This window comes from Pseudomonas sp. NPDC087358, from assembly GCF_044900785.1.
Lineage (GTDB): Bacteria > Pseudomonadota > Gammaproteobacteria > Pseudomonadales > Pseudomonadaceae > Aquipseudomonas.
Genome location: NZ_JBJDOA010000003.1, coordinates 56107 through 77832 on the forward strand (window position 1 = coordinate 56107; position 21726 = coordinate 77832).

At 60.2% G+C, this 21726-nt stretch carries 21 protein-coding genes; all 21 read left to right on the forward strand.

Translation table 11 applies throughout. The features are described from left to right. The first annotated feature begins 6 nt into the window (after positions 1 to 6). Positions 7 to 1302: a motility associated factor glycosyltransferase family protein gene (locus ACI2KS_RS07105; RefSeq protein WP_404618561.1), complete on the forward strand. Its 1296-nt coding sequence runs from the start codon at positions 7 to 9 to the stop codon at positions 1300 to 1302. Next, the gene (locus ACI2KS_RS07110) at positions 1299 to 1556 is read left to right on the forward strand and encodes a hypothetical protein (protein WP_404618563.1); all 258 of its coding nucleotides are present in this window, start codon (positions 1299 to 1301) and stop codon (positions 1554 to 1556) included. Before ACI2KS_RS07105 ends, ACI2KS_RS07110 begins: the two co-directional genes overlap by 4 nt. 287 nt (positions 1557 to 1843) lie before the next feature. Continuing rightward, positions 1844 to 2974 carry a flagellin gene (locus ACI2KS_RS07115; RefSeq protein ID WP_404618565.1) on the forward strand — a complete coding sequence of 377 codons (1131 nt, stop codon included), beginning with the start codon at positions 1844 to 1846 and terminating at the stop codon, positions 2972 to 2974. A gap of 292 nt (positions 2975 to 3266) precedes the next feature. Then, the gene (locus ACI2KS_RS07120; RefSeq protein WP_404618567.1) at positions 3267 to 4103 is read left to right on the forward strand and encodes a flagellin domain-containing protein; all 837 of its coding nucleotides are present in this window, start codon (positions 3267 to 3269) and stop codon (positions 4101 to 4103) included. A gap of 72 nt (positions 4104 to 4175) precedes the next feature. Next, positions 4176 to 4565 carry a flagellar protein FlaG gene (locus ACI2KS_RS07125; protein WP_404618569.1) on the forward strand — a complete coding sequence of 130 codons (390 nt, stop codon included), beginning with the start codon at positions 4176 to 4178 and terminating at the stop codon, positions 4563 to 4565. 76 nt (positions 4566 to 4641) lie between these two features. Beyond that, positions 4642 to 6078, forward strand: coding sequence for a flagellar filament capping protein FliD (gene fliD, locus ACI2KS_RS07130; protein ID WP_404618571.1), 1437 nt, complete (start codon positions 4642 to 4644; stop codon positions 6076 to 6078). A 122-nt stretch (positions 6079 to 6200) separates the two neighbouring features. Further along, positions 6201 to 6596, forward strand: coding sequence for a flagellar export chaperone FliS (fliS, locus tag ACI2KS_RS07135; protein WP_404618573.1), 396 nt, complete (start codon positions 6201 to 6203; stop codon positions 6594 to 6596). An 11-nt stretch (positions 6597 to 6607) separates the two neighbouring features. Further along, on the forward strand, positions 6608 to 6904 hold the full coding sequence (gene fliT, locus ACI2KS_RS07140) for a flagellar protein FliT (RefSeq protein ID WP_404618575.1): 297 nt from the start codon (positions 6608 to 6610) through the stop codon (positions 6902 to 6904). A gap of 171 nt (positions 6905 to 7075) precedes the next feature. Then, the gene (locus ACI2KS_RS07145; RefSeq protein WP_404618577.1) at positions 7076 to 8551 is read left to right on the forward strand and encodes a sigma-54 dependent transcriptional regulator; all 1476 of its coding nucleotides are present in this window, start codon (positions 7076 to 7078) and stop codon (positions 8549 to 8551) included. 139 nt (positions 8552 to 8690) lie between these two features. Next, positions 8691 to 9902 (forward strand): sensor histidine kinase, encoded by a 1212-nt coding sequence (locus ACI2KS_RS07150; protein WP_404618578.1) that lies wholly within the window; start codon positions 8691 to 8693, stop codon positions 9900 to 9902. Beyond that, entirely contained in the window at positions 9899 to 11338 is a 1440-nt protein-coding gene (locus tag ACI2KS_RS07155; protein ID WP_404618580.1) for a sigma-54-dependent transcriptional regulator, read from the forward strand. The genes ACI2KS_RS07150 and ACI2KS_RS07155 overlap by 4 nt, the downstream gene beginning before the upstream one ends. Before the next feature lie 295 nt (positions 11339 to 11633). Further along, positions 11634 to 11963, forward strand: a complete 330-nt coding sequence (fliE, locus tag ACI2KS_RS07160) for a flagellar hook-basal body complex protein FliE (RefSeq protein WP_404618582.1) — start codon at positions 11634 to 11636, stop codon at positions 11961 to 11963. Between the two features lie 14 nt (positions 11964 to 11977). Then, complete coding sequence (fliF, locus tag ACI2KS_RS07165) at positions 11978 to 13756, forward strand: flagellar basal-body MS-ring/collar protein FliF (RefSeq protein ID WP_404618584.1); 1779 nt, start codon at positions 11978 to 11980, stop codon at positions 13754 to 13756. Continuing rightward, the gene (gene fliG / locus ACI2KS_RS07170) at positions 13749 to 14768 is read left to right on the forward strand and encodes a flagellar motor switch protein FliG (RefSeq protein ID WP_404618586.1); all 1020 of its coding nucleotides are present in this window, start codon (positions 13749 to 13751) and stop codon (positions 14766 to 14768) included. The genes fliF and fliG overlap by 8 nt, the downstream gene beginning before the upstream one ends. A 15-nt stretch (positions 14769 to 14783) precedes the next feature. Then, positions 14784 to 15605: a flagellar assembly protein FliH gene (fliH, locus tag ACI2KS_RS07175; RefSeq protein ID WP_404618588.1), complete on the forward strand. Its 822-nt coding sequence runs from the start codon at positions 14784 to 14786 to the stop codon at positions 15603 to 15605. Next, complete coding sequence (fliI, locus tag ACI2KS_RS07180) at positions 15595 to 16953, forward strand: flagellar protein export ATPase FliI (protein ID WP_404618590.1); 1359 nt, start codon at positions 15595 to 15597, stop codon at positions 16951 to 16953. The genes fliH and fliI overlap by 11 nt, the downstream gene beginning before the upstream one ends. A gap of 6 nt (positions 16954 to 16959) precedes the next feature. Further along, positions 16960 to 17409: a flagellar export protein FliJ gene (gene fliJ, locus ACI2KS_RS07185; RefSeq protein WP_404618592.1), complete on the forward strand. Its 450-nt coding sequence runs from the start codon at positions 16960 to 16962 to the stop codon at positions 17407 to 17409. 227 nt (positions 17410 to 17636) lie between these two features. Then, complete coding sequence (locus tag ACI2KS_RS07190) at positions 17637 to 17942, forward strand: STAS domain-containing protein (RefSeq protein WP_404618594.1); 306 nt, start codon at positions 17637 to 17639, stop codon at positions 17940 to 17942. Next, positions 17942 to 19651, forward strand: coding sequence for a SpoIIE family protein phosphatase (locus tag ACI2KS_RS07195; RefSeq protein ID WP_404618596.1), 1710 nt, complete (start codon positions 17942 to 17944; stop codon positions 19649 to 19651). Before ACI2KS_RS07190 ends, ACI2KS_RS07195 begins: the two co-directional genes overlap by 1 nt. Before the next feature lie 30 nt (positions 19652 to 19681). Further along, positions 19682 to 20074, forward strand: coding sequence for an Hpt domain-containing protein (locus tag ACI2KS_RS07200; RefSeq protein ID WP_404618598.1), 393 nt, complete (start codon positions 19682 to 19684; stop codon positions 20072 to 20074). A 77-nt stretch (positions 20075 to 20151) separates the two neighbouring features. Beyond that, positions 20152 to 21573 carry a flagellar hook-length control protein FliK gene (locus ACI2KS_RS07205; RefSeq protein ID WP_404618600.1) on the forward strand — a complete coding sequence of 474 codons (1422 nt, stop codon included), beginning with the start codon at positions 20152 to 20154 and terminating at the stop codon, positions 21571 to 21573. Positions 21574 to 21726 lie beyond the last annotated feature (153 nt).

Here is a 21726-nt window from a genome sequence, read left to right on the forward strand (position 1 = left end):
GCGGTCATGAGCGAGATACATCAGCGCAATCTTGCGATCATCGAGCAGCGCTGGCCGCATGTCGCTCAACGGCTTTTGGCCGAAGACACTGAGTCTGTCCCCGCGCAATTGCTCGAAGGCCGGGGCTCGACCCTGAGCATCGCCGGCATTCAGCTCACCAGCCGCCATGATCGCCTTGCCGAAGCCCGGCTGCAGGCCGACAGCTTGCCTGGCGATAGCTCGCAGATTCATCTCTATGGCCCGGCGCTGGGCGATCTACAGCGCGTGCTATTGACCGGCCCCGCCTTGCAACAGCTTCACGTGCACATCCTCAACGGCGCCTTGTTTGCTCTGATCCTGCAACTGCTGGAGCAGCATGACTGGCTGGCAGACCCGCGGGTCAGCCTGGACTATGCCGATGCCTGGAGCGAAATACAGCTGCCGTTTTTTGCATTGCCCGCCGAGCTGGTGCTGGCCGATGACAGCGCCGCGCGGATTCGCGATCGACTGGTGAGCGAGGTGCATGTCGGCTTCAACAACCAGGAGTTCTCCCCGGACAACCCTGACAACATCCAGCGCCTGGAACAGGGCAGGGCGTTGATCCAGCACGACACCGACGTTGCGGCGCTGTTTGCCACGCAGCCTGGCCGCGAGGTGTTCATCATCGCCACCGGCCCAAGCCTGCAACAGCACCTGCCGCGATTGTCACACAGGTGTGAGGCGGCCGAGCGGCCGTTGGTGATCTGCGTCGATACCGCCTATGTGCCACTGTGCAAGCAGGGCATCAAGCCTGATCTGGTGGTCAGCATCGACCACCGCATCACGGCGCGTCATTTGCCGCCCGACCACAGCGCAGGCACCGCGCTGGTCTATCTGCCGCGCCAGGACGTGGCCATGCTCCAAGCCTGGCAAGGCCCGCGCTACGTCGGTTATTCCAGCAGCCCGGTGTACTCGCGGATTCGCCAGCAACTGCCCAAGGCCACCCTGCACGTGGGCGGCAGCGTGATCCACCCGGCGGTCGACCTGGCGGTGAAAATGGGCGCGACGCGGATCACCCTGTTCGGCGCCGACTTTGCCTTTCCCGGCGGCAAGACCCACACCGGCTGGCAGGACGGCGACCTGGGGCCGGCACTGGACGTCGCCAGACACTGGGTGCGCGACGGCCGTGGCAACAAGGTCAAGACCCAACTCAACTTCCGCAGCTACCTTATCGAGCTGGAACGCTACATTGCGCTGCACCCTGAAGTGCAATTCTTCAACACCAGCCGCGACGGCGCTTTCATCGCCGGCACCGAGTTCGATCCGCAATGGACAGCCGCATGAGCCCTGATACCCCGATCATCAACGACGCCCGACACTGCGCCCGACTGTTTCGGCTGGGCCGCGACATCGAAGCCGCGCTGAAAATGGTCGACTTGCTCGACACCGCCATGCCCCTGCTGACCTCGCGCCCGCCGGATGAGCAGGCGCAGTGGACGCAGGTGTTGAGCGCGATCCTGCACTGTCAGGAACGCCAGGACTGGATAGGCGTGGCGGATTGGCTGGAGGTGGAGTTTGTAGAGTTGTGCCAAGCATGATCTTTCCGATGGCGGACTAATCAAGGAAAGTTCTTACAGGGCGGTTAGCAATAGTTGATAGAGACGACCCAGACGGGTCGTTTTTTTTGGTTTTTTTTTAACTTATATATTTGAAACAGTTGGCCAGCTAATCGTCCGACATCTGTCGTGGTGGCACCGGGGCACGGAGCGGGAAGTGGTTAAAGCCGGTTTTTGATTCGTCGATAACGAAACTGTAGGTTTTCCGGGAGAAATGGATTTCCCCGCTTTTTGAAAACCTGCCGTTTCTATCAACGAGGGAATTCAAAATGGCTTTGACCGTTAATACCAATATTGCGTCGCTGTCGGTTCAGCGAAACTTGAACCGCTCCTCTGATTCGTTGAGTACCGCCATGACGCGGTTGTCTTCGGGTTTGCGGATCAACACGGCTAAGGATGATGCTGCAGGATTACAGCTGGCGACGCGCCTCACGACCCAGATTCGCGGAATGACTGTGGCAACGCGTAACGCTGGAGCGGCAATTTCGATTATTCAAACGGCGGAAGGTGCCTTGGATCAATCGCTGAACAATTTGCAGCGGATGCGCGATTTGGCCGTTCAAGCCGCGAACGGTGATAAGGGCCCCAAAGAACGCGCTGCCTTGAATGCTGAGTTCTTGAAGTTGAGCGCAGAAGTGTCTCGGACTGCCAAAGGAACGACGTTCGGTGCAGAGCTTAACTTGCTCGATGGCAGTGCGGGGGAGCTGAGCTTCCAGATCGGTGCCAATGTCGGCGCGACGGAAAAGATCAGTCTTACTCTTAGTGATGATTTCTCGTCCGAGTCGATCCTCGCTGCGGCTGAAGATCGGGCTGATGTCCCTGCAGACGCGACAACCTCTGGCTCCAAAGCCATCGTCAAAGGACAGTACACGCCCCTTTCTATCGACGGCTCTGGCTTTCGTAATATTTCAAACACCGTCACGCAAGCGATGACCGATGCGGTAGACACTGCTAAGACGGAATTGGAAACTGCCGAGACGACTTTTGCGGCAATCCAGAGCCCCGCGCAAACCGATATCGATACCTTGAACACGGCCAAGAAAAAACTGTTTGACGCCGAAAAGGACGTTGCGAACGCCCAAGCTTCAGACATAGCCCTGAACAAGGCTGCGCGTACGGAAAACATCGAATACACCATCTCAGCCATCGATAAGGCGATCAGCAAGATCAATTCAGCCCGCGCGGATCTAGGCGCCAATCAGAATCGCATGATGAGCGCCATGCAGAACCTGCAGAACATGGTGAAAAACGCCGAGGCGTCCCGAGGGCAGATTCAGGACGTCGATTTCGCCGCCGAAACCGCCGAGCTCACCAAACAACAAACCCTGCAACAAGCCTCAACCGCCATCCTGGCGCAGGCTAATCAGCTGCCGGCGGCGGTGTTGAAGCTGCTTCAGTGATCCTGATGCTGCTATAAGCCATGCATCAACCGGGACCGTCGCGAGGCGGGACCGGCCGAAAACCCGTTATGGAACAATGATTTAACGTTGTGATTAAAGCTTATGAGGTTCGCGCCGAAACGCTGTGTAGCCCCGGTCAAAAGCAGGGGTGGCGCTCTGGTGGCAAAAAATTTTTGAAAAGCCCTCAAGCTCCTGCGACATACGACGATAAACATTATGTAGGTTCTCTAGGCCACACCCGGCGCTTGCCAGGGCCGGATAGCCGCGGTACCCAACTAACGAGGAATTCATCATGGCTTTAACAGTAAACACTAACGTAACTTCCTTGAATGTTCAGAAGAACCTCAACAAAGCATCCGATGCTCTGTCGACTTCGATGACTCGTCTGTCTTCCGGCCTGAAAATCAACAGCGCTAAAGACGACGCGGCCGGCCTGCAGATCGCCACTCGCGAAACTTCGCAAATCCGTGGCCAGACCGTAGCAATCAAGAACGCCAACGACGGCATCTCGATGGCTCAGACCGCTGAAGGCGCTCTGCAAGAATCGACCAACATTCTGCAACGTATGCGTGAACTGGCTGTTCAGTCCCGCAACGACACCAACGGCACTGCTGACCGTGGCGCTCTGAACTCCGAGTTCGGCCAAATGTCGGACGAACTGACTCGTATCGCCAAGTCGACCAACCTGAACGGCAAAAACCTGCTGGACGGTTCGGCTGGCACCATGGCCCTGCAAGTAGGTTCGGACGTAGGTTCGGCCAACCGCATCGACCTGGTTCTGAGCTCCAAGTTCGACGCTACTTCCCTGTCGGTTGCCAGCGGTTCGGTATCGATCAGCGGCACTAGCGGCAGCATCGACAACGCGATCACCGCGATCGACGCCGCACTGGCCAAGATCAACGAAACCCGCGCAAACCTGGGTGCTTCGCAAAACCGTCTGACCAGCACCATTTCCAACCTGCAGAACGTCAACGAAAACGCCACCGCTGCACTGGGTCGTATTCAAGACACCGACTTCGCAGCTGAAACGGCTAACCTGACCAAACAACAGACTCTGCAACAGGCTTCCACTTCTGTTCTGGCCCAGGCTAACCAACTGCCATCCGCTGTACTGAAACTGCTTCAGTAATAGCGAGTAGAGTTTTGGCGGGGGAGTGTGCTTGCGTGCTCTCCCGCTTTTTACTTTGAGAGGTGAGTGTATATGGACATCAGCACCAGGCTGAACGTGGCTTATTCTGCGGTGCAGCCGTTGCCATCGGTACCCGTGGGGTCTGACAAGTCGACACCTGCGCCTCAAGTCGTCAACGCCACAGCGGATGCTGCGAAGTCGGACACGGCGACAAGTAAAGGCTCTGATCCCGATAAAGAGTCCAAGGATTTGAAAGCTGCCGTTCAGGAAATGGAAAAGTTCTTTCAGTCGGTTCGTCGCAACCTGGAATTCTCGATCGATGAGCATTCAGGCAAGGTGGTTGTGAAAGTAATTGCCACGGAAACGGGCGAAGTGGTGCGGCAATTGCCGTCTGCCGAAGCCTTGAAAATCGCCGACAGTCTGAAAAACGCAAACAGCCTGTTGTTCGACGCAAAAGTTTAACTGGCATGAAACGTGAACGCGGTTTCTTTGAACTGTGCTGTAGTCAAAAAACCGATCAAACCGAAAGGAGATGCAAATGGCTAGTCCAATCACCCCTTCAACCGGCCTCGGATCGGGCCTCGCGATCGGGGACATCGTCACCGCACTGGTGAACTCCGACAAGCTCGCCAAGCAGACGCAGATCACCACCCAGACCAAGCTGGTCACCACCAAACTTTCCGGCATCGGTACGCTGAAATCGGCGTTGTCCGCGTTTCAGACGCTGATCAAACCGCCCGTCGGCACCACTAGCAAGCTGCAGTTCGCAGGTTACTCGGCGACTTCTTCCGACACCACCAAACTGACCGTCACCTCCGACAACACCGCGGTGCCCGGCACTTACAGTGTCAAGATCAACAACATTGCGACCAGTTCGAGCGTCGGTACTGCTGCGTTCTCTGGCGGATCTACGAGTGCCATTCCGAGTGGTGCATTAACCATCAGTCAAAATGGCAATTCCAAGAGCTACACGATTCCAACAGGTGCGACACTGGCGTCGGTGGTCAAGCAAATCAACGCTGACACCAGCACCACCAATATCAGCGCCAACATCATCACCGACGACAAAGGCTCGCGTCTGGTGCTGGGTTCGACAATCACCGGTGCAGGTTCCGAAATCACCACCACCAGTGATATCACCGGCTTCACCATTGGCAAGACCGATAAGCTCGATGCCACTTCGGCAACCTCGGCAGGCTACATTGGCAGCGTTCCTGCCAGCGCCTCGGTGACGATCAACGGCCTGGCGGTGACCAGCACCAGCAACACGCTGGCCAAGACCCTGGGTGGTGTCTCGCTGACGCTGCTGCCGGGCAGTGATAACTCGACGACAACGGTGACGGTCGCGACCAACACCGACGGGCTCAAGAGTTCGCTCCAGTCTTTCATCGACTCGTACAACGCTGTCGTCGGCGCCGTTTCCACCGTCACCAAAGCCACGGTCAGTGACACCGCCGATGCCACGACCGGTTCTACCGTGACCCCGGCTGCGCTGACTGGCGACTCGATGCCTCGCTCGATTCTTTCGGCGATCCGTAACGAGCTGGTGAGCACCGGTGCCGGCGGCGATCTGTCGGTGCTGTCGCAGCTGGGGATCACCACGGGCCAGTCCGACGGCAAGCTGACGCTGGACAGCACCAAGTTCCAGGCAGCCATGGACAAGGGCCTGGCAGGCAACGTACAGCAGTTATTCAGCGGCACCGGCGACGGTAGCAACGGTTTGCTTGCGCGGATGAACGCGGCAATCACGCCCTATACCCAGACCGGCGGTATCTTCGATACGCGCACCACCAGCCTGAACAAGCAGCAGAGCGATCTTCAGGATCAGCAGGCGGCACTGGATCTGCGAGTCACCACACTGACCGCAACCCTGACTGCCAAGTACAACGCCATGGACTTGATCGTCGGGCAGCTGAAGGCGTCCGCTACCAGTATCACCTCGTTCTTCGACTCGCTGAACGCGTCGAAGAGCTGATAAAAAGTCACGCCAATCAAGACCCGGCCCCCGTGCCGGGTTTTTGGCATCTGGCCTTAAAGTTTTTCAGGGCCATGTCGATACCCTGAATATAGAAACTTCCAGTTGTGTGAGGTAAGAACATGAACCGTATGGCAGCCCTTCGGCAGTATCAGAAGGTCAACTCACAAGCCCAGACCGCTGTAGCCACGCCACACCGTCTGGTGCAGATGCTCATGGAAGCGGGTCTGGACCGGATCGCTCAGGCCAAAGGCGCCATCGAGCGCAAGGACGTGCCTGCCAAGGGCATCCTGATCGGCAAGGCGATCGAGATCGTCGGCGGTCTGCGTGAAGGCCTGGACATGGAAAAACAGGCGCAGGCCCTGGCCCATGTCGACAACCTGTATGTCTACATGATGAAGCGTCTGGCGCTGGCCAACATCAAGACCGACCCAAAAATCCTCGAGGAAGTCAGCGGCCTGCTGACCACCGTGAAGGAAGGCTGGGACGCGATTGGCGATCAGCAACCCGCGCTGTAAAGGAGAACACCATGATTGCCGCACTCAAGCGAATCGAAGAAACCCGCGAAGCCCTGGTCGATGCACTCGCCGAGCGTGACTGGGAGGCGATTGGCAAGCTCGATCTGGCCTGCCGTGCCTGCGTCGACGATGTCATTCGCGAGGCGAACGACGATGAGCCGCAGCTGCGAAGCAATCTGGAAGAGTTATTGGGCGTGTACCGACAGCTGATAGATATCGCGGTGGGTGAGCGTCAGGCAATTGTCGATGAAATGTCGCAGATCCAACGAGCGAAAAGCGCCGCAAAGGTTTACCATCTGTTCGGTTGACGCTTGGTTGATCGAAAAAAATTGTGCGCCATAAAATTGACTGTGTACGGTTTTTTGACTTAACTAGTGATGTTCACTAATTTCTGGTAGCTGTAGCGTCTCTGCGGACCATACAAAAGCCAAGCTTGCCCCCTGATTGGGCATCGAGTTGACTAGGGAAGTTGCTATTGCATGTGGCGTGAAATCAAGATTCTGCTAATCGATGACGATAGCCAGCGCCGCCGTGATATGGCGGTGATTCTGAACTTCCTCGGCGATGAGAACCTCTCCTGCTCCAGTACCGACTGGCAGCAAGTCGTGGGTTCCCTGACGTCCACTCGGGAAGTCCTTTGCGTGCTGGTCGGCACCGTCAATGCCCCGGGCAGTCTACAAGGGCTGCTTAAGACCGTTGCCGCATGGGATGAGTTCCTTCCGGTTCTGCTGATGGGCGAAAATTCTTCGGCCGACCTCGCCGAAGACCTGCGCCGGCGTGTGCTTTCCACCGTCGAGATGCCGCCCAGCTACAGCAAACTGCTGGATTCCCTGCACCGCGCCCAGGTCTATCGCGAGATGTACGACCAGGCCCGCGAGCGCGGTCGCCAACGCGAACCCAATCTGTTCCGCAGCCTGGTCGGCACCAGCCGTGCCATCCAGCACGTACGCCAGATGATGCAGCAAGTGGCCGATACCGACGCCAGCGTGCTGATCCTCGGCGAGTCCGGCACCGGCAAGGAAGTGGTCGCACGTAATCTTCATTACCATTCCAAGCGCCGCGATGCGCCATTCGTGCCGGTCAACTGCGGTGCGATTCCCGCCGAGCTGCTCGAAAGCGAATTGTTCGGTCACGAGAAGGGCGCCTTTACCGGCGCCATCACCAGCCGCGCCGGGCGTTTCGAGCTGGCCAACGGTGGCACGCTGTTTCTCGATGAAATCGGTGACATGCCGCTGCCGATGCAGGTCAAGCTGCTGCGTGTACTGCAGGAACGTACCTTCGAGCGCGTGGGCAGCAACAAGACCCAGAGCGTCGATGTGCGGATCATCGCCGCCACCCACAAGAATCTCGAAGACATGATCGAGACCGGTGGATTCCGCGAAGACCTGTACTACCGCCTCAATGTGTTCCCGATCGAGATGGCCCCGTTGCGTGAGCGAGTGGAAGACATTCCGCTGCTGATGAACGAGCTGATTTCACGCATGGAGCACGAGAAGCGCGGTTCGATCCGGTTCAATTCGGCGGCGATCATGTCGCTGTGCCGCCACGGCTGGCCGGGCAACGTTCGTGAGCTGGCCAACCTGGTGGAGCGCATGGCGATCATGCATCCGTACGGGGTGATCGGCGTCGCTGAACTGCCGAAGAAATTCCGTTACGTCGACGACGAAGACGAGCAACTGGTCGACAGCTTGCGCAGCGATCTGGAAGAGCGCGTGGCCATCAACGGTCATACGCCCAATTTCGCCAACAGCGCGATGCTGCCGCCTGAAGGCCTGGACCTCAAGGACTACCTGGGCGGTCTGGAGCAGGGGCTGATTCAGCAGGCGCTGGACGACGCCAACGGAATTGTCGCGCGCGCCGCCGAACGTCTGCGTATCCGCCGCACCACGCTGGTGGAGAAGATGCGCAAGTACGGCATGAGCCGCCGCGAAGGCGACGATCAGGGCGACGACTGACACTCGTTTGACACCGAAAAAACAAACCGCTGATTTATCAGCGGTTTTTTTTCGGCACGAGGATTGCTATGTCTCTTGCAACACACCGTTTACTGACGGTTAGCCCCGCGAGAGATCAACTATGCCCCAGGCCGCTCATATGTCTTGCGAACCTGTTTTACCCACGGGTTTGCAAGTGCAGCCGTCCCCGGAAGTGGAAAGCCGACAAGGTCTTGAACAGGCGTTTGCGCTGTTCAATCAAATGTCCGTGCAATTGACCGATTCCTACAGCCTGCTCGAAGCGCGGGTCACCGAGCTCAAGGGTGAGCTGGCGGTGGTCAGTGCCCAGCGCATGCAGGAACTGGCCGAGAAAGAGCGCCTGGCCAACCGTCTGCAGCATTTGCTCGACCTGTTGCCGGGCGGGGTGATTGTCATCGACGGTACGGGGGTGGTTCGCGAGGCCAACCCGGCCGCCTGTGGCCTGCTCGGCGAGCCGTTGATCGGCCTGCTCTGGCGGCATGTCATCGCGCGCTGCTTCGCGCCACGCGAAGACGACGGTCACGAAATCTCCCTGAAGGACGGGCGCCGTCTGTCGATCGCCACGCGTTCGCTGGACGCCGAGCCAGGGCAGCTGGTGCTGCTCAACGATCTGACCGAAACCCGTCACCTGCAAAGTCAGCTGGCGCGTCACGAACGGCTGTCGTCGCTGGGGCGGATGGTGGCTTCGCTTGCCCATCAGATCCGCACGCCATTGTCCGCCGCGATGATCTACGCCAGCCATCTGACTGAGCAAGCGCTGGACGTCGACACTCAGCAGCGTTTTGCCGGCCGCCTCAAGGAGCGCCTGCACGAACTCGAGCATCAAGTGCGCGACATGCTGGTGTTCGCCCGTGGTGAGCTGCCGCTGACCGACCGGCTGACGCCGCAAGCACTGGTGCAGGCCCTGGAGTCAGCGGCGCAGACCCATGTGCGCGACGTGGTCGTGCGCTGGCAGAGCGACAGCGTCGATGGGGAGCTGTTGTGCAACCGCGACACACTGGTCGGCGCGCTGCTCAACCTGGTCGAGAACGCCGTTCAGGCCAGCAAGAGTCAGACGCGCATCAAGGTTCACGCGTACAGCCGTGGCAACACGCTGCGCCTGTGCGTCAGCGATAACGGCAGCGGGATTGACGCCGTGGCGCTCAAGCGCATCGGCGAGCCATTCTTCACCACCAAAACCACCGGCACCGGCCTGGGGCTGGCGGTGGTCACTGCGGTGGCCCGGGCTCACCAGGGGCAGGTACAGTTTCGTTCGCGACCCGGTCGCGGCACCTGCGCGATCGTCACCTTGCCGCTGATTCCAGGCGCCAGCGTGCGGGATAGCCACTTATGACGATCAAGGTCTTGCTGGTCGAAGATGATCACTCCCTGCGTGAAGCCCTGGGCGAAACCCTTGAGCTGGCGGGGCACGCCTATCACGCCGTCGGATCTGCCGAAGATGCGCTGCTGGCAGCGTCGCAGGCGTCCTTCAGTCTGGTGATCAGCGACGTCAATATGCCGGGCATGGACGGCCATCAACTGCTGAGTCAGCTGCGCAGCCGTTATCCGCAGTTGCCGGTGTTGCTGATGACCGCCCATGGGGCGGTGGATCGCGCCGTCGAAGCGATGCGTCAAGGCGCCGCTGACTATCTGGTCAAGCCGTTCGAGCCCAAGGCGCTGCTGGCGCTGGTGCAGCGTCATGCGTTGGGGCGTCTGGGGCCGGCTGATGGCGAAGGCCCGATTGCCGTCGAGCCTGCCAGCGTGCAGTTGTTGAACCTGGCGAGCCGGGTGGCCAAGAGCGATTCCACGGTGTTGATTTCCGGCGAGTCGGGCACCGGCAAGGAAGTGCTGGCACGTTTCATCCACCAGCAATCGCCACGGGCCAGCAAGCCCTTTATCGCCATCAACTGTGCGGCGATTCCGGACAACATGCTCGAAGCCACGCTGTTCGGCCACGAGAAGGGTTCGTTCACCGGCGCCATAGCGGCGCAGGCCGGCAAGTTCGAACAGGCCGAGGGCGGCACCATCCTGCTCGACGAAATATCGGAAATGCCCATGGGTCTGCAAGCCAAGTTGCTGCGGGTCTTGCAGGAGCGGGAAGTAGAGCGGGTTGGCGCACGCAAGCCTATCGAGCTGGACATCCGCGTGCTGGCGACCACCAACCGTGATCTGGCCGGTGAAGTGGCAGCGGGGCGTTTCCGCGAAGATCTGTTCTATCGCCTGTCGGTGTTCCCGCTGGCCTGGCAGTCGCTGCGTCAGCGTCCCGCCGATATTCTGCCGTTGGCCGAGCGATTGCTGGCCAAGCACGTCAATAAAATGAAGCACGCACCGGTGCGGCTCTCGGCCGATGCGCAAAAGTGTCTGGTCGGGTACAGCTGGCCGGGCAACGTCCGTGAGTTGGACAACGCGGTACAGCGGGCGCTGATCCTGCAGCAGGGCGGGGTGATTCAGGCCGAGGACTTCTGTCTGGCAGGTCCTGTGACATTTGCTCCGGCGCTTGGCGCGGCGTCAATCCATCAGCCTGTGCTGCAGATGGCGGCATCGCTGCCGACAACGTTCGGTGCCGCGGATACGTCGCCCGAGCCGGTCAGCGGCGAGCAGGCCGGTGCGTTGGGTGAAGACCTGCGCCGGCGCGAGTTCCAGATGATCATCGACACCCTGCGCGCCGAGCGTGGCCGGCGTAAGGAAGCTGCCGAGCGGCTGGGTATCAGCCCGCGTACGTTGCGCTACAAACTGGCGCAGATGCGTGACGCCGGGATGGATGTCGAAGGTTATCTGTTCGCTTCCTGACATCGGATAACCCTGTAGACGTACAAACCTGTGGCAGCCGGCGCTTGCTGGTGACATCAACTCACAGCCCTTGGCAGTACGGCTTGCCGACGGTGGCGGTCTTGAGGACGCCACCGCCGGCAAGCCGTGCTGCCACAGAGTACTCACGCCTGATTGAAGCCCCTTCTGTAACCGTGCAAATACTTTCCTGAAAAAGTGGCAACGTGCCTTTACTGGTCTGGCATCGTTGTTGCTACTACATGGATAACCGCTGAATCGGTGTCAAAAATTTGCGGCCCCTTTGAGAGAGAAGTTCATGAGCCAAGGTGTTGAATTTAATCGCTTGATGTTGGACATGCGCTCCATGCAGATGGATGCCATGGCCATGCCCAAGGCGATCCAGGCCCCCGAGCAGGCGGGTGGGAGCAGCTTTTCCGACTTGCTCGGTATGGCTGTGAACAAGGTCAACGACACCCAGCAGGCGTCCAACCAGTTGTCGACTGCGTTTGAAATGGGCAAGAGCGGCGTGGATCTCACCGATGTGATGATTTCCTCGCAGAAAGCCAGCGTTTCGTTTACGGCGCTGACCCAGGTACGCAACAAGCTGGTTCAGGCGTACCAAGACATCATGCAAATGCCGGTTTGAGGACAATTTAAGTCATGGCTGAAGCCGTCGCCGATAACGTACCCGCCAAAACGGGTGCGACAGGAAGCAAACCGCCAATGTTCGGTTTGGCGTTCCTGCAAAATCTGTCCGAGATGACCATGCTGCGCCAGGTCGGCCTCATGGTCGGTCTGGCTGCCAGTGTGGCGATTGGTTTTGCCGTCGTGCTTTGGTCGCAGCAGCCGGACTACAAGCCGCTTTATGGCAGCCTGTCGGGCATGGACACCAAGCAGGTGATGGATACCTTGGCTCAGGCTGACATTCCGTACACCGTGGAGCCCAATTCCGGCGCGTTGCTGGTCAAGTCCGACGACTTGTCCCGTGCCCGTATCAAACTGGCCGGTGCCGGTATCGCACAAACCGATGGCAACGTCGGTTTCGAGATCCTCGACAAGGACCAGGGGCTGGGGACCAGCCAGTTCATGGAGGCCACCCGTTATCGTCGTGGTCTGGAAGGCGAACTGGCACGCACCATCTCCAGCCTGAACAACATCAAGGCCGCTCGCGTGCACTTGGCGATTCCGAAGAGTTCGGTGTTCGTCCGTGATGACCGCAAGCCAACCGCTTCGGTGCTGGTGGAGCTGTACGCCGGTCGTTCGCTTGAGCCGGGTCAGGTATTGGCCATCATCAACCTGGTGGCAACCAGCGTTCCTGAGTTGACCAAATCCCAGGTCACTGTGGTCGACCAGAAGGGCAACCTGCTGTCCGATCAGGGTGAAAACTCCGAACTGAGCATGGCTGGCAAGCAGTTCGACTACACCCGTCGCATGGAAAGCATGCTCACCCAGCGTGTGCAGAACATTCTGCAGCCGGTGCTGGGCAACGATCGCTACAAGGCGGAGGTTTCGGCCGACGTCGACTTCAGCGCGGTGGAATCGACTGCTGAAAGCTTCAACCCTGACCAGCCTGCACTGCGCAGTGAGCAGACGGTCAACGAACAACGCTCCAGCGGCAGCGGTCCGCAAGGCGTGCCGGGTGCTCTGAGCAACCAGCCGCCAGGCCCTGCAACCGCTCCGCAGAACGCCACTGCCGGTGCTGCTGGTGCCGCCGGCGCGATCGCTCCAGGCCAACCGTTGCTCGATGCCAACGGTCAACAGATCATGGACCCGGCAACCGGCCAGCCAATGCTGGCGCCGTATCCGGCAGACAAGCGTAACCAGTCGACCAAGAACTTCGAGCTGGACCGTTCGATCAGCCACACCAAGCAACAACAGGGCAAGGTCAATCGCCTGTCGGTAGCGGTGGTGGTGGACGATCAGGTCAAGGTCAACGCGGCCACCGGTGCAACCACCATGGTGCCGTGGACAGCGGATCAACTGGCACGCTTCACCCGTCTGGTTCAGGACGCGGTGGGCTTTGATGCCAGCCGTGGCGACAGCGTCAGCGTGATCAACGTGCCGTTCTCCACCGATCGTGGCGAAGTGATTCCGGAAATCGCGTTTTACTCGCAGCCCTGGTTCTGGGACATCGTCAAGCAGGCCATGGGTGTGCTGTTCATCCTGGTCCTGGTGTTCGGTGTGCTGCGTCCGGTGCTGAACAACATCACCAATCCGAAGAGCAAGCACGCTGACGGCGACGTCGAGCTGGGCGGCATGGTCGGTATGGACGGTGAACTGGCAAACGACCGCGTGAGTCTGGGCGGTCCGCAAAGCATTCTGCTGCCGAGCCCGAGCGAGGGTTATGACGCGCAGCTCAACGCAATCAAGAGCCTAGTGGCTGAAGACCCGGCTCGTGTGGCTCAGGTCGTAAAAGAGTGGATCAACACAGATGAGTGATAGTCGTGCTGCTGCGGTCAAAATGACCCGAGTTGATAAGGCTGCGATCCTGCTGCTCACCCTGGGTGAGACTGATGCTGCGCAGGTGTTGCGTCACATGGGCCCCAAAGAGGTCCAGCGTGTCGGCGTCGCCATGGCGCAAATGCGCAATGTGCATCGCGAGCAGGTCGAGCAGGTGATGAGCGAGTTCGTCGACGTCATTGGCGACCAGACCGGCGTGGGCATCGGCTCCGACGGCTACATTCGCAAGATGCTGACTCAGGCACTGGGTGAGGACAAGGCCAACGGCCTGATCGACCGCATCCTGCTCGGTGGCAACACCAGTGGTCTGGACAGCCTCAAGTGGATGGAACCGCGCGCCGTTGCGGACGTCATCCGCTTTGAGCACCCGCAGATCCAGGCCATCGTCGTCGCCTATCTGGACGCTGACCAGGCCGGTGAAGTACTGAGCCATTTCGACCACAAGGTGCGCCTGGACATCATCCTGCGCGTCTCGTCGTTGAACACCGTGCAGCCTGCGGCGCTCAAGGAATTGAACCAGATCCTCGAGAAGCAGTTCTCGGGCAACGCCAACACCTCGCGTACCACGCTGGGCGGTATCAAGCGTGCGGCGGACATCATGAACTTCCTCGACAGCTCGATCGAAGGCCAGCTCATGGACTCCATCCGCGAAGTGGACGAAGACCTGTCGACACAGATCGAAGACCTCATGTTCGTCTTCAACAACCTGTCCGACGTCGACGACCGTGGCATTCAGGCCTTGCTGCGCGAAGTGTCCTCCGATGTGCTGGTCCTGGCATTGAAGGGTTCGGACGACGCAATCAAGGAAAAGATTTTCAAGAACATGTCCAAGCGTGCCGCCGAACTGCTGCGCGACGACCTGGAAGCCAAGGGCCCGGTTCGCGTCAGCGACGTCGAAACCGCCCAGAAAGAGATCCTCACCATTGCCCGTCGTATGGCGGAGGCCGGGGAGATCGTTCTCGGCGGCAAGGGTGGCGAGGAAATGATCTAACAGCAGGTGCCGTCGATGTTCAGCTCCGATAAAGAACCACACAGTGAGCTCATCCGCGCCAAGGATGCGCGAGCGGCCGGGGTCTGGGCATTGCCCAGCTTCGACCCTCACGTAGAGGCACCCGAGCCTGAGCCGGTGGTCGAAGAACCGGCGCCTGCCGAAAGCGAAGAAGTGCCGCTCGAAGAAGTCCAGCCGATGACCCTGGAAGAGTTGGAAAGCATCCGTCAGGACGCCTACAACGAAGGGTTCGCCATTGGTGAAAAAGAAGGTTTTCACAGCACTCAGCTCAAGGTTCGCCAGGAGGCCGAAGCGGCACTGGCGGCCAAGCTCGAGAGCCTGGAAATCCTCATGGGGCATCTGCTGGAGCCGATTGCCGACCAGGATGCACAGATCGAAAAATCCATGGTTCAACTGGTCGAGCACCTTGCTCGCCAGGTGATCCAGCGTGAGCTGAAAACCGATTCCAGCCAGATCGGCAAGGTCTTGCAGGACGCCCTGCGCCTGTTGCCGATGGGCGCCAGCAACGTGCGGATCCTGGTCAACTCCCAGGACTTCGCCCAGGTCAAGGCGCTGCGTGATCGGCATGAGGAAAACTGGCGGATTCTCGAAGACGACACGTTGCAGCCGGGCGGTTGCCGGGTCGAAACCGAACACAGCCGCATCGATGCCACCATCGAAACGCGCATCAGCGTGGCCTTGGCCAAGATGTTCGACCAGCTGCACGAGCAGGCGCTGCACCCGGCCGTGGCCGACGTCAGTGTCGATCTGGAAGCGGCGATCAAGAGTGCCGAGCAGTCGATGCAGCATCATCAGGCGGACGTGTCCGATGCGTCTTGAGCGAACCAGTTTCGGCAAGCGTCTGAGCACCTACGCCGACGCCATTGCCCTGCCTGCGCAGCCGGTGGTCGAAGGCCGCCTGCTGCGCATGGTCGGTCTGACCCTGGAAGCCGAAGGCCTGCGTGCGGCCATGGGCAGTCGCTGCGTGGTGATCAACGACGACAGCCATCACCCGGTGGAAGTCGAAGCGGAAGTCATGGGCTTTTCCGGCGCCAAGGTATTCCTGATGCCGGTGGGCAGTGTGGCCGGTATCGCACCGGGCGCCCGCGTGGTGCCCTTGCCAGACACCGGACGCCTGCCCATGGGCATGACCATGCTCGGTCGCGTGCTCGATGGCGCCGGTCGTCCGCTGGACGGCAAGGGCGGCATGAAAGCCGAAGACTGGGTGCCGCTCGACGGCCCGACCATCAACCCGCTCAAGCGTGACCCGATCAGCCAGCCGCTGGACGTGGGCATTCGCAGCATCAACGGTCTGTTGACGGTCGGGCGCGGTCAGCGTCTGGGCCTGTTCGCCGGTACCGGGGTGGGCAAGAGTGTGCTGTTGGGGATGATGACCCGTTTTACCGAAGCCGACATTATTGTGGTCGGGCTGATCGGCGAACGGGGTCGTGAGGTCAAGGAGTTCATCGAGCACAGCCTGGGTGAAGAAGGCCTCAAGCGCTCGGTGGTCGTGGCTTCGCCTGCGGACGATGCGCCACTGATGCGGCTGCGTGCGGCCATGTACTGCACGCGCATCGCCGAATATTTCCGCGACAAGGGCAAGAACGTCCTGTTGCTCATGGATTCGCTCACCCGTTTCGCCCAGGCCCAGCGGGAAATCGCCCTGGCCATCGGCGAACCGCCAGCGACCAAGGGTTATCCGCCATCGGTATTTGCCAAGCTGCCCAAGCTGGTGGAGCGCGCCGGCAACGCCGAGAAGGGCGGTGGTTCGATTACAGCTTTCTACACCGTGCTGTCCGAAGGTGACGATCAGCAGGACCCGATTGCCGACTCGGCGCGGGGCGTGCTTGACGGTCACATCGTGTTGTCCCGGCGTCTGGCCGAGGAGGGGCATTACCCGGCCATCGACATCGAAGCGTCCATCAGCCGGGTCATGCCCTCGGTAGTCGATCCGCAGCACATGGTGCAGGCGCAGTACTTCAAGCAGCTGTGGTCGCGCTACCAGCAGAGCCGTGATCTGATCAGCGTGGGTGCCTACGTGGCCGGTGGCGATCGCGAAACCGACCTGGCCATTTCGCTGCAGCCGCAACTGGTGAAATACCTGCGCCAGGGGCTGCATGACAACGAAAGCATGCACAACAGCGAGGCGCTGCTGGCGAAGATCTTCAATCCTCAGGCAGGCGGCTGATAGCTCATGGCGCAAACTCGCGCGGGCCGTCTGGCGCCAGTGGTGGACATGGCCGAAAAAGCCGAGAAAACCGCGGCCCAGCGTCTGGGCCACTTTCAGGGCCAGGTGCGGATCTCCGAAGGCAAGCTGGCCGAGCTTGAGAAGTTTCGTTCCGACTATCAGCAGCAGTGGATCGACAAGGGCGCCCACGGGGTGTCCGGGCAGTGGCTGATGAACTACCAGCGCTTCCTGAATCAGCTGGAGACGGCGGTCAGTCAGCAGCGGCAAAGTCTGAGCTGGCACCAGAACAACCTGAACAAGGCCCGCGGCGAGTGGCAAAAAGCCTACGCCCGGGTCGAAGGCCTGCGCAAACTGGTGCAGCGCTACATGGACGAAGCCCGAGCGCTGGAAGACAAGCGCGAACAGAAGCTGCTGGACGAATTGTCCCAGCGTTTGCCCAGGCATGAGGCGTTCTGATCGAACTGCCCGCAGTTATCCCTGTATGAGCGCAGATGCCCATCGCTTCTGCCCGGATGGTGGCGCTGCACCTTGCCGACGATCTGGCGCGCAGCGGTAGCAAATCCAGCTCTACGGCGTGGCTTGATGCTCTCTACGATCCTTCGTGCAATCTTCCATTTGCCGCGCCTCGCTGGCGGTGCTAAAACTTCAAGCGTCCGACGCCGTTTTACCTAAGGGATTTGTCTATGTCAGTAACCTTCGAGCGTTCATCCGACGATCAGCAACTGACCATCAACATAAAGGGTCGCTTCGATTTTTCCAGGCATCAGGAGTTTCGCGGCGCCTATGAAGGTGCCGGCGTTGCCGCAAAGCGCTATGTGGTGGACCTCAAGGAGACCAACTACCTGGACAGCTCGGCGCTGGGCATGCTTTTGCTGCTGCGTGATCATGCCGGTGGCGACCACGCCGATGTGCGCCTGATCAACTGCAATGCCGATGTCATCAAAATCCTCGCCATTTCCAATTTCTCCAAACTCTTCAAAATCGGCTGATGCTCGCTCCTGTACACGAGCGGCTGACGATCCTCATTGCCGATGACAATGCCAGTGACCGGATGTTGTTGTCGGCGATCATCAGTCGTCAGGGCCACGACGTGCTCAGCGCCAGTGACGGTGCCGAAGCGGTCGGTCTGTTCGAGCGACGGCGTCCGCAGCTGGTGCTGATGGATGCCTTGATGCCGGTGATGGATGGCTTCGAGGCGGCGCGCAGGATCAAGGAGCTGGCCGGGGAAGCCCTGGTGCCGATCATCTTCCTGACATCCATGACCGAAGGCGAGGGGCTGGCGCGTTGCCTGGATGCCGGCGGCGATGACTTCGTCGCCAAGCCGTACAACCAGGTGGTGCTCGCGGCCAAGATCAACGCCATGAACCGACTGCGCAAGCTGCAGGAAACCGTCCTGCAGCAGCGCGATCTGATCGCCCGACATCACAAGTACTTACTCAACGAGCAACGCGTGGCCAAGGCGGTATTCGACCAAATCGCCCACTCCGGCTGCCTGAGCGCGCCCAATATCCGCTATCTGCAGTCGCCCTATGCGTTGTTCAACGGCGATCTGCTGCTGGCCGCATGGGCGCCCTCCGGCAACATGCACGTGCTGCTGGGGGACTTCACCGGGCATGGTCTGCCGGCAGCCGTGGGCGCGATGCCCTTGGCTGAGGTGTTCTACGGCATGACGGCCAAGGGTTATGGCCTGCCCGAGACCCTGCGCGAGATGAACGCCAAGCTCAAGCGCATCCTGCCCGTGGACATGTTCTGCTGCGCGGCGCTGATCGGTGTGAATTTCAAACAGCAACTGGTGGAAATCTGGAATGGCGGTCTGCCCGACGGCTACCTGCTGCATGGCGACGGCCGGCCGCATACGCCGCTGGTGTCCACTCATCTGCCGTTGGGCGTGCTGAGCGCCAGCAGTTTTGACGACAATACCCAAGTCTATCCGTTTGCCACCGGTGACCGGGTGTTCCTGCTGTCCGATGGGGTGGTGGACAGCACCGATGAAACTGGCGAGATGTTTGGCACCCGACGTTTGCAGAATGTGTTCGTCACCAATCGCAACCCTGCGCTGCTGATTGAAGAGGTGCAGTGGGCGCTGGCGCGTTTCCGCGGCCAGGCCCGCGATGATGTGAGCATGGTCGAGATCGGCTTTTCCCAGCCGGAGCTGCTCGGTCCGCCTTCGGTGATCTACACCGACAGTGGCGACTCCAGCCCGCTGGACTGGTCGGCCAGTTTCGAGTTTCGTGCCTCCACGCTCAAGCGCTTCAATCCGCTGCCGTACCTGCTGCAACTGCTGCAGGAGGTTCATGGCCTGCGCCTGCAGAGCAGCGAGTTGTACATCGTGTTGTCCGAGCTCTACAGCAATGCGCTGGAGCATGGCGTGTTGGGTCTGGACTCGGCGCTCAAGCGCGACGCCGAGGGTTTTGCGCTTTACTACCAGCAGCGCGGTGAGCGGCTGGACAACCTGAAGGACGGCTTCATCCGCTTTGATTTTCAGATCGTCCCGGTGGCTCAGGGTGGGCGTCTGACCGTCCAGGTGCACGACAGCGGCAGCGGATTCGATGCTCTACAGACCTTGTCATTGCCCCCGGCGATCAACCAATTGTCTGGGCGGGGGCTGAGTCTGGTCAGGCAATTGAGCGACCAATGCAGGTGGTCCGACGATGGCCGTACGGCGTGTGTGGAATTTGCCTGGGAGGGTCTGGCATAATCCTGCGATTCTTGATCAAGGAGTGAACAAGTGTTGGTAAATCACGTGAATCTGAGCATCCTCAATTCGTTGCGCGATGTCATGGAAACCGAATACCCGGCGTTGCTGCATATCTTCATCAAGGATTCGCAAGAGCGCGTCAACGGTCTGCGCCTGCTGAGCCAGGAGTGCGAGCGCTCGGGGTTGACGACCACGCAACGTCAGCAACTGGGCATGATGGCTCACAGCTTCAAGGGTAGCAGTGGCAATCTGGGCGCCACGCATCTGGAAGACCTGTGTCGCCAGCTCGAGAAACTCGCCATTGGCCAGACGGTTGTCAGCACTTCGCAGGTCAGCCAGCTGGTCAAGGCCATCGAAAGCGAATTTGCAGTGGTGCGCGATCTGTTCGACGTCGAACTGCACACCACGCTGACCCAATATTGACCTTGTAACCCGTCTCACCCAGAACTGGCCCGCCAATTGCTTGGTCTCTGCGTAATAGTGCTCTTGCGGAGATCAACATGGCCCTTGCCAACAACCCCTTACTGACGGCTCTGACGGCTGCCAAAGCCCAGAAAGCCAGCGCCGCCACTTCGGCAAAGGCGCCTGACCCCGTCAAGGACCACAGTTCCAGCTTCTCCAGCGTGTTCGCCAAGCAGGCAACGCCCAAGCCAGCGAGCGTCGACGACAGTCCGGCCAAGCCTGCCAGCGCCAAGAGTCCGGCAGTGGACAAGAAGGACAGCGCCAGCCATTCGTCTGCCGCTGCCGACAAGACCGTTGCCGATAGCGGCAACGACTTGCCTGCCAAAAAGGTCAACGGCAAAGCCGACGACGACTCAGGCAAAGGCAGTGACGACACCGATGACGACACCGCCAGCGCGGCTGCTGATCCGACTGTCGCTGATGCGACCGTCACAGAACCCGTCCTGGATCCGACGCTCGCCGTCACCCCGCCGGTCGAGGCAGTGACTCAGCCGCCGGTCGATCCACAGCCAGTGGTTGACCCTGCGCTGTTGGCCGCCGCCGCGCCGGTCGTTCCTGCGCCGGTGGTGCAGGCGCCAGCCGATGCCAGTGACGACAGCGACGACACGTTCGATCCGTCGGCCGACCCGCTCGAAGGCCTGACCGCCGTGCAAGTGGCCCTGCAGAACAAGGCGCAGCAGTCGGCTCAGGCGACCAATGGCAGCAACGAGGCCAACAAGACCAACGGCAAGCAAGACCCCAACGCCGATCCTGCGCAGCTCATGGCGGGTAACCTGGCGGCGCTCGGCGATCAGCCGGTGGACAAGAGCACGACCGAGGGCGGTGGCGAGAAGGCCTTCAGTGGTCTGCTGGCTGACGGTCTGAAAGACGTCAAGGCGGCCAGCAGCGATACGCGCGTGGATAACTTCGCCGATCGTTTGGCGGCGCTGTCCCAGGCAGCACAGGTCAAACCCGCTTCGACCACCCCGACCACGCCGCTGCTCAACCAGCCGTTGGCGATGAACCAGGGTGGCTGGACCGAGGGCGTGGTCAACCGCGTCATGTACCTGTCCAGCCAGAACCTCAAGCAGGCTGACATTCAGCTGGAACCGGCGGAACTCGGGCGTCTGGACATCCGCGTCAATATGGCGGCAGATCAGCAGACCCAAGTGACGTTCATGAGCGCCCATGTCGGCGTGCGCGACGCCCTGGAAAGCCAGATGTCGCGGCTGCGTGATTCGTTCGCCCAGCAGGGCATGGGGCAGGTCGATGTCAACGTCTCGGATCAGTCCCGCGGCTGGCAGCAACAGTCGCAACAGCAGTCCGGTGGCGATGGTCAGCGCGGTAATGGCAGCGGCGGTTCCAACGGTGTTGGCGGCAGCGACCTGATCGCGGATGGCGCGCCGGTGGATGCGGCCTCGGCGGCGGCAAGCGCGCCGTTGACCGTGATCGGCTCCAGCGCGGTCGATTATTACGCCTAGGAGCAGCCATAAGCTGCAAGCGGCAAGTAGAAGCAAGATCAAGAGCGGCAAGCGTACGGGAAACTGCGGTTTCTCCTGCCTTGCCGCTTTTGCTTTTCTTGCCGCTCACAACTTGCAGCTGCCGCCGCAGTTGTGGCACAACCCTTGCTCTTG

What these genes read in the sequence shown, in the direction of transcription:
- ACI2KS_RS07105 (WP_404618561.1), top strand. Translation starts at nt 7, where the DNA reads ATGAGCGAGATACATCAGCGCAATCTTGCGATCATCGAGCAGCGCTGG.
- ACI2KS_RS07110 (WP_404618563.1), top strand. Translation starts at nt 1,299, where the DNA reads ATGAGCCCTGATACCCCGATCATCAACGACGCCCGACACTGCGCCCGA.
- ACI2KS_RS07115 (WP_404618565.1), top strand. Translation starts at nt 1,844, where the DNA reads ATGGCTTTGACCGTTAATACCAATATTGCGTCGCTGTCGGTTCAGCGA.
- ACI2KS_RS07120 (WP_404618567.1), top strand. Translation starts at nt 3,267, where the DNA reads ATGGCTTTAACAGTAAACACTAACGTAACTTCCTTGAATGTTCAGAAG.
- ACI2KS_RS07125 (WP_404618569.1), top strand. Translation starts at nt 4,176, where the DNA reads ATGGACATCAGCACCAGGCTGAACGTGGCTTATTCTGCGGTGCAGCCG.
- fliD (WP_404618571.1), top strand. Translation starts at nt 4,642, where the DNA reads ATGGCTAGTCCAATCACCCCTTCAACCGGCCTCGGATCGGGCCTCGCG.
- fliS (WP_404618573.1), top strand. Translation starts at nt 6,201, where the DNA reads ATGAACCGTATGGCAGCCCTTCGGCAGTATCAGAAGGTCAACTCACAA.
- fliT (WP_404618575.1), top strand. Translation starts at nt 6,608, where the DNA reads ATGATTGCCGCACTCAAGCGAATCGAAGAAACCCGCGAAGCCCTGGTC.
- ACI2KS_RS07145 (WP_404618577.1), top strand. Translation starts at nt 7,076, where the DNA reads ATGTGGCGTGAAATCAAGATTCTGCTAATCGATGACGATAGCCAGCGC.
- ACI2KS_RS07150 (WP_404618578.1), top strand. Translation starts at nt 8,691, where the DNA reads ATGTCTTGCGAACCTGTTTTACCCACGGGTTTGCAAGTGCAGCCGTCC.
- ACI2KS_RS07155 (WP_404618580.1), top strand. Translation starts at nt 9,899, where the DNA reads ATGACGATCAAGGTCTTGCTGGTCGAAGATGATCACTCCCTGCGTGAA.
- fliE (WP_404618582.1), top strand. Translation starts at nt 11,634, where the DNA reads ATGAGCCAAGGTGTTGAATTTAATCGCTTGATGTTGGACATGCGCTCC.
- fliF (WP_404618584.1), top strand. Translation starts at nt 11,978, where the DNA reads ATGGCTGAAGCCGTCGCCGATAACGTACCCGCCAAAACGGGTGCGACA.
- fliG (WP_404618586.1), top strand. Translation starts at nt 13,749, where the DNA reads ATGAGTGATAGTCGTGCTGCTGCGGTCAAAATGACCCGAGTTGATAAG.
- fliH (WP_404618588.1), top strand. Translation starts at nt 14,784, where the DNA reads ATGTTCAGCTCCGATAAAGAACCACACAGTGAGCTCATCCGCGCCAAG.
- fliI (WP_404618590.1), top strand. Translation starts at nt 15,595, where the DNA reads ATGCGTCTTGAGCGAACCAGTTTCGGCAAGCGTCTGAGCACCTACGCC.
- fliJ (WP_404618592.1), top strand. Translation starts at nt 16,960, where the DNA reads ATGGCGCAAACTCGCGCGGGCCGTCTGGCGCCAGTGGTGGACATGGCC.
- ACI2KS_RS07190 (WP_404618594.1), top strand. Translation starts at nt 17,637, where the DNA reads ATGTCAGTAACCTTCGAGCGTTCATCCGACGATCAGCAACTGACCATC.
- ACI2KS_RS07195 (WP_404618596.1), top strand. Translation starts at nt 17,942, where the DNA reads ATGCTCGCTCCTGTACACGAGCGGCTGACGATCCTCATTGCCGATGAC.
- ACI2KS_RS07205 (WP_404618600.1), top strand. Translation starts at nt 20,152, where the DNA reads ATGGCCCTTGCCAACAACCCCTTACTGACGGCTCTGACGGCTGCCAAA.